This window comes from Chitinophaga sp. SYP-B3965 (assembly GCF_009647655.1).
Taxonomy (GTDB): domain Bacteria; phylum Bacteroidota; class Bacteroidia; order Chitinophagales; family Chitinophagaceae; genus Chitinophaga.
The window spans coordinates 68602-82725 of the sequence record NZ_WJFD01000007.1 but is presented as its reverse complement, the minus strand read 5'-3'; the positions used below and the strand labels follow the sequence as shown (position 1 = coordinate 82725).

The window sequence follows — 14124 nt, the reverse complement described above, 5'->3', positions numbered from 1 at the left end:
GATCTTTATAATCCGTATTTGTCGATGAGATATACCAGTGCACCCATTCCTACTGCTCCCAGATCTAATTCTCTTTTATTCACTGCCTCAAAGGTATCGGAAACGGCGTGATGAATATCAAAATAACGTTGAGAGTCGGGAGAAAGTTCAGCCATGGGCGTGCCCAGTTGATTATGAATGGGGGTGATATCTGCACCGCCGCCTGGTTCCGAGAAATCATACAAACCGTAAGGCAGGAATAAACCAGCCCAGCTTTGGATCTTGCGGAGTTTTTCCGGCTCCATGGAAGTGGTGAAACCTCTTGGTGTAAAGCCACCGGCATCACTTTCGAGGGCAAAGATGTGTTTCTCATTCTTCGCTTTTGCTTCTTCCGCATATTTGGCGCCGCCACGCAAACCGTTCTCTTCATTGGCAAACAGCACTACCCTGATGGTCCTTTTGGGACGGATGCCTGCTGCTTTGAATGACCTTAATATTTCTATGGATTGTACACAACCGGTACCATCATCATGTGCGCCTTCGCAGACATCCCAGGAATCCAGGTGACCGCCAACGGTGATGTATTCATCTGGGAATTCGCTGCCGCGCAGTTCTCCTATTACGTTGTGGCCGATTGTGTCCGGTAGCGTCTGGCAGGTGGTGCGCAGGAATACTTTCATGCTGGGATCGTTGGTGATCCTTTTGCTGAGAACTTCTGCATCTTTCAGACCAATAGCCACGGCGGCTATTTTAGGGAAAGAATCATTATAACGGGTACTGCCTGTATGCGGATTATTATCTGTGCTGTGGCTCATGGAACGTACGATCACTGCCAATGCCCCATATTTGGATGCACGGCTTGGACCCTGGCCCCGGAAGCGAACGGCATCACCATATGCATAAAAAGTTTTGATGAATTTTTTGTTAAATGGATAGTTGTAAAAGACGATCTTTCCTTTGATCTGGTCTTTTTTCTCCTCCAGTTCTTCAAATGACCTTACCTCAATTACGGGGGCAGTCACTCCTTTTGTTCCGGTGCCTACGGAGTTCCCTAAGGCCAGGATATTTAACGGCGGCACAAAATCCCGGCGCATGCTGATGATCCTTGCCTGCTCTTTTTCTCCTCTTACCCAATGTGGCACTTTGCATTCCTGGAAGTAGACTTTATCTGCTCCGGCAGCCTTCAGTGCGGCTTCGCCCCACTTTTCCGCTTTTACCATTTGTGGTGAACCGGCCAGCCGGCCGCCGATGGTTTTGGTCAATACACGGAGGTTTTCATAAGCAGTACCATTCGTGAGCACTTCATCAGAGAAGCGGCGGATGGTGAGTGAGTCATCCTGTTGTGCCCAGGAAAGCTGCGCTATGCAACAGGCAAACAAGGCTAAAATTGGCTTTTTCATATAGCGATCCAGATTTCCGATAAAACTAACTAATTCGCCACTCAACCCCAAATGAAGCTGGCATGACAGAGCTCATTCTGCTGTGAATTTAATTTACTTACCTTTGCAACTCACAAAATCCACATCAGGGATGCGCATAGGAATCGTTTGCTACCCTACTTATGGGGGTAGCGGTGTGTTGGCAACCGAATTAGGAAAAGCACTCGCAGACAAGGGGCATATGGTACATTTTATCACATACCAGCAACCCGTGCGTTTGAATGGGTTTCATGCCAATATTTATTACCACGAAGTACAGGTTCCTACTTATCCGCTTTTTGATTTTCCACCTTATGAAAGTGCTCTGAGCAGTACGATGGTGGATGTGATCCTGAATCAGAAGCTGGACCTGTTACATGTACATTACGCAATTCCTCACGCTTCTACTGCGTATATGGCGCAGCAGATCGTAGCAAAACAGGGCATCCATATACCATTCATCACCACGCTGCATGGTACGGACATTACACTGGTGGGCAAGGATAAAACCTATGCTCCTGTAGTGACCTTCTCTATCAACGAATCCAACGCTATTACGGCGGTATCTAATAATCTCCGGGACGAAACCTTTAAGTTCTTCCCTATTGAAAAGGATATTGCGGTGATCTATAACTTCGTTGACATTGCCCGTTTTGCCCGTAAGGAATTACCACATTTCCGCCAGGCGATTGCACCTAACGGCGAAAAGATCTTACTCCATGTTTCCAACTTCCGTAAAGTGAAGCGGGTACCGGATGTAGTGAAGGTCTTTAAGCAGGTGAGGGATGCGATGCCGGCTAAACTATTGCTGGTTGGTGATGGTCCGGACAGGCCCATGATCGAATGCATGTGTCGTGAGCTGGGTATTTGCGATGATGTTCGTTTTGTTGGTAAACAGGAACAACTGGAAGATGTGATGTCTATCAGTGACCTGTTCATTCTTCCTTCTGAATATGAGAGCTTTGGTTTGGCTGCATTGGAGGCGATGGCATCACAGGTGCCGGTGTTGTCTTCTAATGCGGGTGGTTTACCGGAGATCAATATTGAAGGGGAAACTGGTTATAGCAGTGCGGTGGGCGATGTGAATACCATGGCGGCGCATGCTATTAATATTTTGAAGGATCCGGCGTTACTGGCACATTTGCGTGCTGGTGCATTGAAGCAGGCTTCGCGGTTTCATATTGATAATATCATTCCGCAGTATGAGGCTTTGTATGAGAGTGTGTTGCAGCAGGCGTTGGTAGAGAAGTAACAATGAATTGTATTTTTTGAGCCAGATAATCGGAAATATTCGATTATCTGGCTTTTTTTGTTTTTGCCTGATTATGTAAAATTTAGAATAGATAATCGGAAAATAACCGATTATCTACTAAAAATTGTACATTTGTGGTATGGATATAAGGGAAGCTATACGGAATTATGCAAGTCAGCTTATAACCCACGAAATGTTGTTGTCAATATTGGAGGGTTATAAAAGGCCTAACGATAAGATCAACACTTTGGTGGAAAAGGGGTTTCTTACTCCTGTTAAGAAGGGTTTGTATATTACCGGGCCTGCATTAAATGCAGGTCAGCCGGCATCCTTTCTTATAGCTAATCATTTATGTGACCCAAGTTATGTTTCTATAGACACTGCTTTGTCTTTTTATGGATTGATTCCGGAACGTGTGTATGAAATATCTTCTGTGACCACCAAAACTTCCAGGGAATATATTACATCAGTAGGCGTGTTTAGTTTTACCCACCTGCCATCGCCTTATTACTCTTTAGGTATCCGCCGGCTGGCAGTATCTGATGGGCAATATATGCTTATGGCTACTCCGGAAAAGGCATTGTTCGATAAGATCGTTACCACAAAAAGCATAATACTAAGAAGTAAAACCAGTGCCTTTAGCCATCTGGTGGAAAATCTCAGAATGGATGAGGATGGTCTAAAGGAAATGGATACCAATATTATGCAGGAGTGGCTTCCGCATGCTCCAAAGAAAGAAAGCCTGCTGTATGTAATTAAAACAATCAACGACTTATGATAAAAGAATGGTTGAATGCTTACCAACTGAAAAAAGAGGAAGATGCCAGGCCTGCTTTACGCGAAATCATGCAGGAGATTGCTCTTGCAGGGTTACAGCGTGCAGGCTTCTTTGAAAAGGCTGCATTTTATGGCGGTACGGCTTTACGGATCTTTCATGGCCTTGATCGTTTTTCGGAAGATCTGGATTTTTCTCTTTTAAAGGCTGATCCGGAGTTTTCGTTGGACAAATATCTACATGCCATACTTATTGAGTTTGAATCATTAGGCCTGCAGGTTTCGGTAAAAGAAAAAGAAAAAAAGATCAAGAATAATATTGAATCGGCCTTTCTTAAATCTGAAACGATATGGAAGGAGTTAATACTGGAAGATATTATAGGACCAAAATGGCTGAATCAAAAGGCCAACATCAAAATCAAACTTGAAGTTGATACTGTACCGCCATTAGGCTTTAAAACTGAAGAGCGGTTACTGCACAGGCCCTTCTCATTTTCTGTAAAATGCTTTACGATACCCGATCTTTTTGCTGGCAAAATGCATGCTTTGTTATTCCGCAAATGGGGGAACAATGTAAAAGGGCGTGACTGGTTTGATATGGAGTGGTATATTAAAAAAGGAGAGCCTTTACATCTGCATCACTTCTTGCTAAGAGCAAAAGATAGCGGGAGCTGGGAAAAAGAAACGATAACAGAAGATGAATTAAGGGAGCTATTAAAGGCGAAGATTGATTCGGTTAACTTCGATATTGTGAAAGCAGATATCAGACGTTTTATACCAGACCCCAGGGTATTGGATATCTGGGGACCTGCATACTTCCATGAACTCGTTACTCATTTGAAAGTTATATAAAAGAAGAAGGGAAGCAATAACTGCTTCCCTTCTCTATTTTATCTTTGTTTAAACCACTGATTCGCATTCTGCAAGGCCCCGCCTTTAAACACCTGCACTTCTATCACTCCCATCGAATCATCATCATTGTTGCGCGCGGTGCCTATTGACTGGCCGGTTTTTACTTTCTGACCCATTTTTACACTGGGGTTTGATAGCCCTACGTAGTTAGTGTAATACTGACCATGCAGGATCATCACTACGAAACCGGCGCCGGGGATAGAGAATACTTTTCTTACTTCTCCATCAAATACTGCTTTTACGGAGCCTCCTTTGCGGGTACCGAAGATCATGCCGTCGTTTTCTTCGGTGATCCTTTCCATATCGGCATTTTTCTGTTTGCCGAAGTAGCCGATGATGAGACCGGATTCTACAGGCCAGGGGAGTTTGCCTTTATTGGCGACGAAGTTATCTGATAATGCGGCAGCTTCCGGAGAGGCTTCCAGCACATTCAATACACGGGAAGGTTTTGCTTCTGCCACTGCAGGTCTTTCTACCGGAGGCGGAGGCGGTGGTGTAGCTACAGTTGGATTATTATTGGCGGCGTTATTTTTAGCGGCTTCATTGGCTGCTGCGATAGCGCGTTTGCGTTCATCTTCTCTCCTTTTCCTATCTGCGTCTGCTGCTTTTTTGCGAGCGAGTTCTTCTGCTTCTGCTTTGCGGCGGGCATCTTCAATTTCTTTCCTGATCACGAGACGGATAGCGTCCTGTACTTTTTTCTGGGCTTTCTTTCTTTCGTTGATATCGTCCAGCAGTTCTTTTTCGCGGCCTTTGAGTTTGGATACTACTTCGTCCTTTTCCTTCCTGTCCTTTTCCAGCGTGAGGCGTTGCTCTTCTTCTGTTTGCAGGGTGGAGGAACGTTTTACGCGCTGATCTTCCAGGTTCTTCACTTTTGTTTTCAGCTGCTCCTGTGTTTCCAAGATGTTATCTGCCTGGCGTCTGCGGAAATCGCGGTATTGTTTGAGATATTGATAACGTTTGAGGGCATCGTTGAAGCTGTCTGCTGAGAAAACGAAGTTCAGCATGGCGTAGGAGCTGCGGTTTTTGTAGGCGGCTACTATCAGCTGGGCATATTGTTGTTTGAGGGTGTCCAGGTCTTTTTCCAGGGTTTTTACATCCCGCAGTGCGGAGTTGATATCTCCGTTGATGAAGTTTATTTCTTCATTGATATTACGGATCAAACGGGTACGCACGTCTATCTTATTACGCAATGCACGTAATTGCGCCAAACTTTCCTTGCTGGTCTTTTTTGTTTCGCTCAGCAATTTTTGGGCATCGTCCATCTCTTTCTGCAACTCCCTTTTCCTCCGCTCCAGTTCTTCCCGCGTAGGTTGGTTGCTTTGCGCTTGCAGCATAGCTGGCATGAGGGCCAGGGCCAACATTAAAACAGGGATAAACTTTTTCAATTGCATCATATTGTTGATAGTGATGTTTATAACGATAAATATACTACGAAATTGTTTTATTGCCGGATGTATCGTGGTGAGATGGGAAATGGAAAGCTCTCCGGCTGGTCGAAGACCATCTTCTTAAAGTCCAGCGCTACCTTCACCACACTCTTATCTTCCACATAGATCTTTCGCTGGAAGGCTACCTTCCTGCCATCTACTACTTTATAATCACCATAGGTGAGTTCTCCTGTACGGGCGGCACCGGGCTCGGTGATCTTGCATTGCTGCAGGATGTAGTCGTCTGCAAAAATATTGAAGAGACTGGTAAGACCGGGTTGTGTGGAGGCAAATGATATAACCGATTGCGTAGTGATGATGTTGGAAATGGAGTCTGAGAGGAAAACTGCGTTACCGATGATCAGGTCCTGGAGGGTGGCGAAATCCATGTTGAGTTTGAGTAACTCCTTGCCTTCGCTGGCGCTGTGTAAGAGCACGGTGCCTTCCAGTTTATTTACGACCTTGATACTATCCTTTGTAATGAGGATGCGGGCGCCTTCTACGTTGAGGGGGCCGGCCACGCGGATCCAGATCACAGAATCGTATTGCATCCGGATGTTCACGCCAAGGTTGTTCATTTTCTTGCCTTTGTCATCTTCATAATCCATTTTCAGCTCGGCAGAAAATGTTTTGTATTGGATGCGGTTGGCTTTGATCTTTTCCAGGATGTTCCTTGCCAGGGCGAGTTCTTTTTCCTTGCTGATGGAATCAGTACTTCTGGCGGTGGTGTCCGACGGGAAGGTGGCGCGTGTTATTTTGGTAGACCGGCAGGAAAACAATGCCAGGCTGATCAAACATGCAACAATCTGTAGTACTGCTTTCTGCTTCATTTACGTGTATAGTTTTTCGATCTCAACGATCCATACTTTTGATGTAACGCTTCTCTGCTATTTTCCTGGCGAGGCTTATGGAATTCGCGCCTTTTGCTTTGGCCAGCTGCCAGTATTGTACGGCTTTATCTTTTTCGTTCAGGTTAAAAAGGATATCTCCGTAATGTTCCAGCACATCCGGGTCCTGCTGTGCGTCCGGATTTTGCAGGGCTTTTTCCAGCCATTCTTTTGCCAGCTGGTATTTACCGAGCCTGAATAAGATCCAGGCGTAAGTATCCATGTAGGTAGGACTGTCCGGCTTCAGTTCCAATGAACGGCGGCTCAGTTGTTCTGCTTTATCCAGCCGTTCTCCGCGCATGGACAAATAGAAACTGTAGTTGTTCATCACGATATGGTCTCTCGGCCGCATGGTGAGCACAACATCATAACTGCTGTCACTGCGGCTATGCAGGCCTGTGGCGTGATAAGCATCTCCTAATAAGGCATATACATCTGCCACAAATCTTTTTTCTCCGCCAATGGACAGAGCGGTATTGAGTGATGCGATGGAGGTTTCGTATCGTTGTTTGAAATAGTTGGCCAGTCCGTTGAAGTAATATCCCATGAATTCTTTCGGGAACTGGTTAATAACGTGCTGGCTTACACGCAGCAGAGAATCTGAACGATCCTGGCGGGAATACAGCCACATCAACTGGTACCAAACGCTGAAGCGGGTAGAATCCAGCTGAATGGATTTCTGGTAATTCACGAGTGCGCTGTCCGGCTGCTCTGCTTGTGAGAACATGTCTGCTCTCAGGGCATATGCTTTGGGATCGTTGGGATGTGATTCCACGATCAGGCGGGTGAGCAGGATGCCTTCATCTCTTTTGGTGGTATCTGTTTCCAGCATTTGCAGGTAAGGATATACGAAGGATACTTTTTCGTCTATACTATATTCCGGGTTGCTGAATGCTTTGATAAGATGTGCACGGTATTGTGGTTCGTTGCCGTTCTTCTTTTCATAATTAGCCATGGCAATTAATGCACGTGGATGATACGGGTCCTGTTTGAGGATGGTATCATATACGGCTTTGGCTTCGGGGATACGTTCGCTGGCTTCGTAAGTATCTGCGAGCATTACCCAGTAGCGCAGTTCGCCAGGTTGCTGGTTGATCAGTTTACGGATCTCTGCGGCAGCGTTATCTACCATATCCAGTTTCTGGAAGATGCGTTGTTTCTGATAGGCGAGTTCTTCCACTACGCCTACTTTACTTTCCAGTGTGTCGAACACCTGTAATGCTTCAGAGTAACGTTTTGCTTTGGAAAGGGACATGCCTTTATTATACAGCAGATCTTCGTCCTGCGGACTTTGGCGCACGAGTTGATCATATACAATTGCGGCGCTGTCGAACATTTCATTCATGGTGAATGCATCTGCGAGGGCCATCTGGAACCATTTATTGGTGGTATCCATGGTGGCTGCTTTGCGTGCAAAACCTAATGCATATTGTGGATTGCGTACTTCTGTGAAGAGGCGGCTCAGTTCATAATATACGGTAGCGTTATTACGGTTGTAGCGGATGTAGTCTGAGTATTGGGTAATGGCTGTTTTGTAATCACCGAGCATTTTGGAACGCTGGGCAGCAAAGAACAAACTATCTGCCCGCTGTGCCAGTACTTCCTGTTGCAGTTGTTGCTGCACAGCAGTATTCACTGTAATAGTCACTTTTTTCTGACTTCCACAGGCCGCGGCTAAAAGGCCGGCTGCAACAGTTATAGCAATTACAATTCCACGCATTATCAGGATTTTCCGGTATGGCCGAAACCACCTGTTCCTCTTTCGGTATCAGTTAATTCTTTTACTTCTTCCAGTGTAGCCTGCAAAAAGGGTGCGATCACCATTTGTGCAATGCGGTCTCCGTGCTGGATGGTTTGTGGTTCATTGGAGAGATTGATCATAATGATCTTGATCTCTCCTCTATAGTCTGCATCAATCGTGCCGGGAGTATTCAGCAGTGTAAGTCCTTGTTTGATAGCGAGTCCGCTGCGTGGGCGGATCTGTGCTTCGTATCCTGAAGGCAGTTCCATAAACAGGCCGGTGGGAACGAGTGTACGTTCCAGCGGTTGCATGGTGAGGGGAGCTTCCAGGTTTGCGCGCAGGTCCATTCCCGCTGCATCAGCCGTAGCGTAGGTTGGCAGTGGATTCTCCGAACGATTGATGATCTTTACTTGTATCTTATGCATTTGAACAAAGTTAACGGTTATTGTTTTTCCAGCAGTACGGTAGCATAAGCCACCACACCTTCTTCCCGGCCAACGAAACCTAATTTCTCGGTAGTAGTGGCTTTGATGGATATTTCTTCTGTGGTAACACCCAGCAGCTGTGCGATCACTTCCTGCATTTGCGGAACGTAGGGTTTGATCTTGGGTGCCTGCAAACACAAAGAGGCGTCTACATTCACTACAAAATATCCTTTTTCTGCGATCAGTTCGCGGCAGCGGCTGAGCAGTATTTTACTGTCGATGTTTTTGTAGGCCTGATCTGTGTCGGGAAAATGTACGCCGATGTCTCCCAGGCTGGCTGCTCCGAGCAGTGCATCGCAGATAGCGTGTAATAAAACGTCTGCATCGCTGTGGCCCAGTGCTCCTTTGTGGTGTGGCACTAAGATGCCGCCCAGCCAGAAATCACGTTCAGGTACTAATTGGTGAAAATCCACCCCTAATCCAATCCTTAATTTGGTCATAATGTAAAAGTTGCGTTCCCTTCTCAGCGGGAACAGGCTAAAATAATAAATCCTCCTTAGCAACGGAGGATTTATTAAAATCTATATTCAGTTATGGCAAAGATACTGATCTATTGTGCATCATCCTTATCATCTCTCGACAGGTCGAATGTGAGTGTGAAGCGGAGCGTGTTAGACAGCGGATTTCTCTGAATCCCGGTACCAGAGGGCACGAGGTAAGAAAAATTAAGGCCAAAAATATCGTATTTCACACCAAGGCCGGCGGTAAAGTATTTACGGTTGCCTTTGGTTTGATGTTCATTATAATATCCTGCTCTTACGGCAAACTGGTTGTTGTACCAGTATTCCATACCCAGGGAATACATCAGCTCATGTAATTCTTCTTTAAAACCGCCGGGGGCATCTCCAAAAGAAGAAAACATTCCTTCCAGTACACCTTTATCAGGATAGGTACTGTCTGTTTTAGGACTTGGCACCAGCAGTTTGTTGATGTCTAATGCCAGGCTGATCTTGTTATATTCATCCAGGCCGAAGGTGTAAGAAGTACCGAGGCCCAGGTTGGTAGGGAGGAAATCCTTTTGTGCAGATTGCGTGTAGGAGATCTTTGTACCGATATTGGTGATGGCGAAACCGAAATTGAAGGTGTTCTTTAAACCATCGTCTTTCTCAAAATCTTTGGTATAAAATCCGGAGAGATCTGCTGATACTGCACGTCCCGGACGGATGGGCTGATTTTCAGGCGTGAGGCCGGAAGCCAGGCTGGAATGGATATAGCGAAGGGCTACGGCCAAAGAAAAGTGATTGCTTAAACGACGGGCGTACCCTGCGTCTACTGCAAATTCCCGTGGGCGGAAATTTCCCTGATTGGCACCACCTAAGTCTCTGAATTCAATATCTCCCAGAGAAAAATACCGTAAAGAACCGCCGATGGATGAGTATTCGTCCAGCTGGGTGTAACCACTCAGGTGGGCGAGGAATACATCACTTACCAGCTCTTTCAGCCAGGGGGTATATGTAACGGCCACAGCGGCCTTTTTAGGAGCAAATGGAAGTTTGGAAAGATTCCAGTAAACAGAATTGGCGTCTGGTGACAGGGCTATTCCCACATCACCCATTGCACCGCTTCTCGCATCGGGGGAAATGCGCAAAAAAGGAACGGCCGTATTGATGGCATTTACTCTCCCGTCCGTCTCTCCCGGGTCAATTTGTGCAGCAGCACTGTGACAAAGGAATAGGGAAGAAATGCAAACCACAGCAGTTGTTATCCTAGAAAACATGCAATACTTAGTTTAGTTAGCTAAATGTAAAAATAATGTCTAATTTATATTATCCAAGTAAAGGGAATGAAACGCATTATATCTACACATCAAATATAGTGTTTTAATAATGTGTAAATTATAACTTAATTAGCTTTCCACCAAACACTTTTTCATTACCCGATCTATTCTTCACTGCGATTTGATAAAAGTAGATGCCAGGGGTTACTTTTACTCCCGAGTCTGCAGTTCCGTTCCATGGAACGCCATCATAACGGGCAGTTTGTCCATTTATTGTGCTTCTGATAGTGCTAACGATCTGACCAGTGGCAGCAAATATACGGATAACCACATCAAGATCAGCGTCTTGTTGGTTGTGAGAAAACACAAACCGAGTCTGCTGGCGGAAAGGATTGGGGTAATTGCTTACACTTTCCACTGCCAGCGTGGATTTCGGCACAACGGTAAAGGTAATGTTAATGGTTGAAGAATTATTATATGTATCCCAGGCGCGGATGATGAGGGTATGTTTACCGGGGGGTAGCCCTGCCAGCGGGAATCGCACATTTCCTTCCCTGAAATCTCCGGGGATGGCTTCGTAGAAGTCGTTCATCACATAATAACGGGTGCTATCGTCTAATATGGCGATGATATCATGGCCGATGCCATTCCCTGTGGCATTGATACCGTTTTCATCCTGTAAATGCAGCAACAGCAAAGGGTTTTCGCTGGTAATGCCACCATTTATGAAGGATGGATTGTCTATCCAGGCTTTTATTTCAGGGCCTTTATTATCTGCGGGGGCGTTTGTGGCGGTTCCGTTTACGGCTATCTGGCTGTAAAATCCGCCACCGTCTTCTGTTTCGTTACTTGTATAATAACTGATCTTTCCGCTGCCACTGGTTTGGGCAATGTCTTTTGGGACCACGAAAGTAAAGCTGAACCGGCCGTTCCTTACATTCTGGTTGCCTTTGTAAAGGATGCGGTCCTGTTCTTCATAAACTACAGCGCGACTGGTGGGATCATTGGCCCGGGTGCTTCTGCCGGCTGGTTTATCGAAAACGGTTACAGATATAGTTCCGTTGTATCCTGTTCTGATGAGGCCTCCGGCATCTCTTACACTTCCCTGGAAGGTGTATTTTCCTAATGCTTTGAGGGTGTCTGTGCTGCTTACAGATTGGCCGTTGATGGAATCTGTATAGACGCGCCATTTCGGGAAAGCCAGTGTGAGTGCGGGATCGCCGAGGAGTTGGAATTTCCTGTTATTAATGATGTCGCCGAAGTTGGCGTAGGTTTCGTTTTTGGCCATCATGGCGCCTTCTCCCAGTGTGGGCATTTTTCCTCCGGCGCCGGGTTGGAAGGCCAGGCGGAAATAGTTGGAGTTCATCACCAGGTTGGAGAAAGCGAAAACTGCGCGGGTGGTGGTCATGAGGGCTATGGCACCACCTTCTTTTCTATTTAATAACTGCTCTCCCAATGAATTGAAGTTAGGATTGTCGAAGGGCGCAAAATCACAGGTGGCGGTTACCATCAAAGGTAATTTGGTGGCGTTGTTCCAGTTGTTCGGGGAGGTTTCTTCTAATATCGCTTCTTCTGCGAGGCGGGAGAAACTTCCGTGGCCGGTGTAATTCCAGACCAGTGTGCCATTGAACATTTTATTGTTAACGGCTTCATTTGCAGCAGGGTAGCGACTTCCACCGGCATCCGATACTTGCGGAAAAGCGTCTAAATAGATCTTGCTGATGTTGTATTGTGGTTGCTCCTGTGTTAGAATACTGCTTACTTTTTCGGCGTCTTCCAAATGGAGGTTATCGTCTTCATCATCTGCTACGAAGGTCATTTCGTTGCGCCATGGGCCGAAGGTTTTGGGATCATGGTAATTGATGATCTTATCTACGATGTCTTTTGCTTCTGTTGTGTTTTTTACAGGTAAGCGTCCTATAGCTACGTCCAGTAAAGGATTTCCGGCGATATCATCTGTATTGTCCAGGAATCCGAAGTAGTCGTCTGACATGTAGGAATTGATCCCGTGAAAGGATGAAACGCTTTGCCAGGTGGGGACGATATTGGTGTTGTTCGGTATTCTGTTCTTATAATCAAATGATGCGCGGCCGAAAAGCAAGAGGTATTTTATGCCGTGGCGGTCGTACTGCATTTTGATGAAATCCCTGATGGCAGTGGGATCTGCGATGCCGGCACTGAATTCGTTATAGATATTTTCTACGGTGATCACGGTGGCCTGGTGGTAAACTGCAAGCCGTTCTGCTTCGCTGCGTAAGCTGTTCGCCGTAATGATCAGCATGTCTGCGGGCCCCTGGCCGTGGAGGTTTTGATTCGGTACGGGACCAATAAACGTTGGTTTTGCAGTGGTATTGGAAAAAGCGATGTATTCCTTCAGGGTAGTGGCATCTCTTGTAAAACGTAAAGTGTTGCCATTTAGCGTGGTAGTGATGGAAATGGGTTTGATGGGATCTGTGATGTCCCAAACCTGTGTTTGTGCATTGGCCTGATTGATCTGGAACTCTCCTATCCTTCCGATACTGCGGGTATCGCGAAAATTGAGGGAACCTTCGGTTGGAAGGGTGAGTGCACTTCTTCCAAATATTTCGAGATAATCCAACCAGCCTTTTGCGCTGGCATTTCCTATGTACTTAATATTAAAGTTGGCGGGGCCGCTGGCGGTGAAAGTTCCATCAGCAATACTGGCATATGTGTCGAAGATATTCCCTGAAACCGGCGTAACAGACAGATTGCCAAGCTGTACATTATTCATATACACTTCAAAACGGGAACTGCCGGTAGTTCTGGCGGCGCCGCGAAAATGTACGTTTATGTCTGTTAAACCACTGGCAGGCAATGGGATAGTAACATTCCTTTCAGCAACAGCGCTGTTAAATTCTTCTCCCAGCCAGCTTTTGCCGCTGGAGAGGAGATTCACTAATTCTTTTTCATAAAAAGCCCGAAAATCAAAAGAATTTATTTGCATATTTGGGATCGGCCTGGCATTGTCTGTTATGATGCGAAGCCCGCCAGGCGCGATGTTCAGGAAATAGCAGACGGAATCTGCATACAAATGCTGTATGTGCTGGTTATTTTGCCAGGAATGGGGGCCGGGCGCGTAAAATAAAACATAATCGTTACCGTTTAATAAGCCATCACCTCCATCAACCACGGAAAGCGCGTTTTGGAGCAGATCATCCGGCCGGGGCAGGGCATTATCTTCCGGGAGCATGCTGCCACCGTTGCCAAACAAGCGGATCTGGGAGGAAGCGAGATTAGTAGTAGAAATGCCCATGGCATTGAGTAAAGGGAGGTCTATCTTATATACACCGGGCTCTTTTACAGACAATTTATACCAGTTGCCATCTGCCAGTACAGAGCGTGGAGCATAGGTCCTTTGAGCGAAAACCTTTCCCTGCAAGCAAAGCAGGCAAATAAAAGCACAAAGAACGGAGCGGCGGCAGAACATAAAATATGGCAGCGTTTTATATTTATCACAAACCTAATGTATCTTGGGATATTTCACAACCAGCAGATTAGGACATTCGTTCTA

General features: G+C 46.1%; 11 protein-coding genes. 3 read left to right on the top strand and 8 right to left on the bottom strand.

The genetic code is table 11. The annotated features are described in order from the left end of the window. Window positions 1–5: 5 nt before the first annotated feature. Window positions 6–1379, bottom strand: coding sequence for a M20/M25/M40 family metallo-hydrolase (locus GFS24_RS26600; RefSeq protein ID WP_153665103.1), 1374 nt, complete (start codon window positions 1377–1379; stop codon window positions 6–8). 130 nt (window positions 1380–1509) lie between these two features. On the opposite strand from GFS24_RS26600, the gene bshA reads away from it, so the two are divergent. The 3 genes from bshA (at window position 1510) to GFS24_RS26585 (ending at window position 4275) form a co-directional block, all read left to right on the top strand. Next, window positions 1510–2649: an N-acetyl-alpha-D-glucosaminyl L-malate synthase BshA gene (bshA, locus tag GFS24_RS26595; protein ID WP_153665101.1), complete on the top strand. Its 1140-nt coding sequence runs from the start codon at window positions 1510–1512 to the stop codon at window positions 2647–2649. Window positions 2650–2842: 193 nt separating this feature from the next. Then, window positions 2843–3427, top strand: coding sequence for a hypothetical protein (locus GFS24_RS26590; protein WP_216647557.1), 585 nt, complete (start codon window positions 2843–2845; stop codon window positions 3425–3427). Continuing rightward, entirely contained in the window at window positions 3424–4275 is an 852-nt protein-coding gene (locus GFS24_RS26585) for a nucleotidyl transferase AbiEii/AbiGii toxin family protein (protein WP_153665097.1), read from the top strand. The genes GFS24_RS26590 and GFS24_RS26585 overlap by 4 nt, the downstream gene beginning before the upstream one ends. 38 nt (window positions 4276–4313) lie before the next feature. On the opposite strand, the gene GFS24_RS26580 is transcribed toward GFS24_RS26585, so the two are convergent. The 7 genes from GFS24_RS26580 to porU form a co-directional block, all read right to left on the bottom strand. Further along, window positions 4314–5729, bottom strand: coding sequence for a murein hydrolase activator EnvC (locus tag GFS24_RS26580; protein ID WP_153665095.1), 1416 nt, complete (start codon window positions 5727–5729; stop codon window positions 4314–4316). A 47-nt stretch (window positions 5730–5776) separates the two neighbouring features. Next, on the bottom strand, window positions 5777–6592 hold the full coding sequence (locus GFS24_RS26575; RefSeq protein ID WP_153665093.1) for a DUF4292 domain-containing protein: 816 nt from the start codon (window positions 6590–6592) through the stop codon (window positions 5777–5779). Window positions 6593–6614: 22 nt separating this feature from the next. Further along, window positions 6615–8369, bottom strand: coding sequence for a tetratricopeptide repeat protein (locus tag GFS24_RS26570; protein WP_153665091.1), 1755 nt, complete (start codon window positions 8367–8369; stop codon window positions 6615–6617). Window positions 8370–8371: 2 nt separating this feature from the next. Beyond that, the gene (dut, locus tag GFS24_RS26565; RefSeq protein ID WP_153665089.1) at window positions 8372–8815 is read right to left on the bottom strand and encodes a dUTP diphosphatase; all 444 of its coding nucleotides are present in this window, start codon (window positions 8813–8815) and stop codon (window positions 8372–8374) included. 17 nt (window positions 8816–8832) lie between these two features. Beyond that, entirely contained in the window at window positions 8833–9315 is a 483-nt protein-coding gene (gene ispF, locus GFS24_RS26560) for a 2-C-methyl-D-erythritol 2,4-cyclodiphosphate synthase (protein WP_153665087.1), read from the bottom strand. Between the two features lie 110 nt (window positions 9316–9425). Beyond that, window positions 9426–10592, bottom strand: a complete 1167-nt coding sequence (porV, locus tag GFS24_RS26555; RefSeq protein ID WP_153665085.1) for a type IX secretion system outer membrane channel protein PorV — start codon at window positions 10590–10592, stop codon at window positions 9426–9428. A gap of 118 nt (window positions 10593–10710) precedes the next feature. Beyond that, window positions 10711–14040: a type IX secretion system sortase PorU gene (gene porU, locus GFS24_RS26550; RefSeq protein ID WP_153665083.1), complete on the bottom strand. Its 3330-nt coding sequence runs from the start codon at window positions 14038–14040 to the stop codon at window positions 10711–10713. Window positions 14041–14124: the final 84 nt, after the last annotated feature.

Coding starts and splice junctions, on each gene's coding strand:
- GFS24_RS26580 (WP_153665095.1), bottom strand. CDS start 5,729: ATGATGCAATTGAAAAAGTTTATCCCTGTTTTAATGTTGGCCCTGGCC.
- GFS24_RS26575 (WP_153665093.1), bottom strand. CDS start 6,592: ATGAAGCAGAAAGCAGTACTACAGATTGTTGCATGTTTGATCAGCCTG.
- GFS24_RS26590 (WP_216647557.1), top strand. CDS start 2,843: ATGTTGTTGTCAATATTGGAGGGTTATAAAAGGCCTAACGATAAGATC.
- dut (WP_153665089.1), bottom strand. CDS start 8,815: ATGCATAAGATACAAGTAAAGATCATCAATCGTTCGGAGAATCCACTG.
- ispF (WP_153665087.1), bottom strand. CDS start 9,315: ATGACCAAATTAAGGATTGGATTAGGGGTGGATTTTCACCAATTAGTA.
- porV (WP_153665085.1), bottom strand. CDS start 10,592: ATGTTTTCTAGGATAACAACTGCTGTGGTTTGCATTTCTTCCCTATTC.
- bshA (WP_153665101.1), top strand. CDS start 1,510: ATGCGCATAGGAATCGTTTGCTACCCTACTTATGGGGGTAGCGGTGTG.
- porU (WP_153665083.1), bottom strand. CDS start 14,040: ATGTTCTGCCGCCGCTCCGTTCTTTGTGCTTTTATTTGCCTGCTTTGC.
- GFS24_RS26585 (WP_153665097.1), top strand. CDS start 3,424: ATGATAAAAGAATGGTTGAATGCTTACCAACTGAAAAAAGAGGAAGAT.
- GFS24_RS26600 (WP_153665103.1), bottom strand. CDS start 1,379: ATGAAAAAGCCAATTTTAGCCTTGTTTGCCTGTTGCATAGCGCAGCTT.
- GFS24_RS26570 (WP_153665091.1), bottom strand. CDS start 8,369: ATGCGTGGAATTGTAATTGCTATAACTGTTGCAGCCGGCCTTTTAGCC.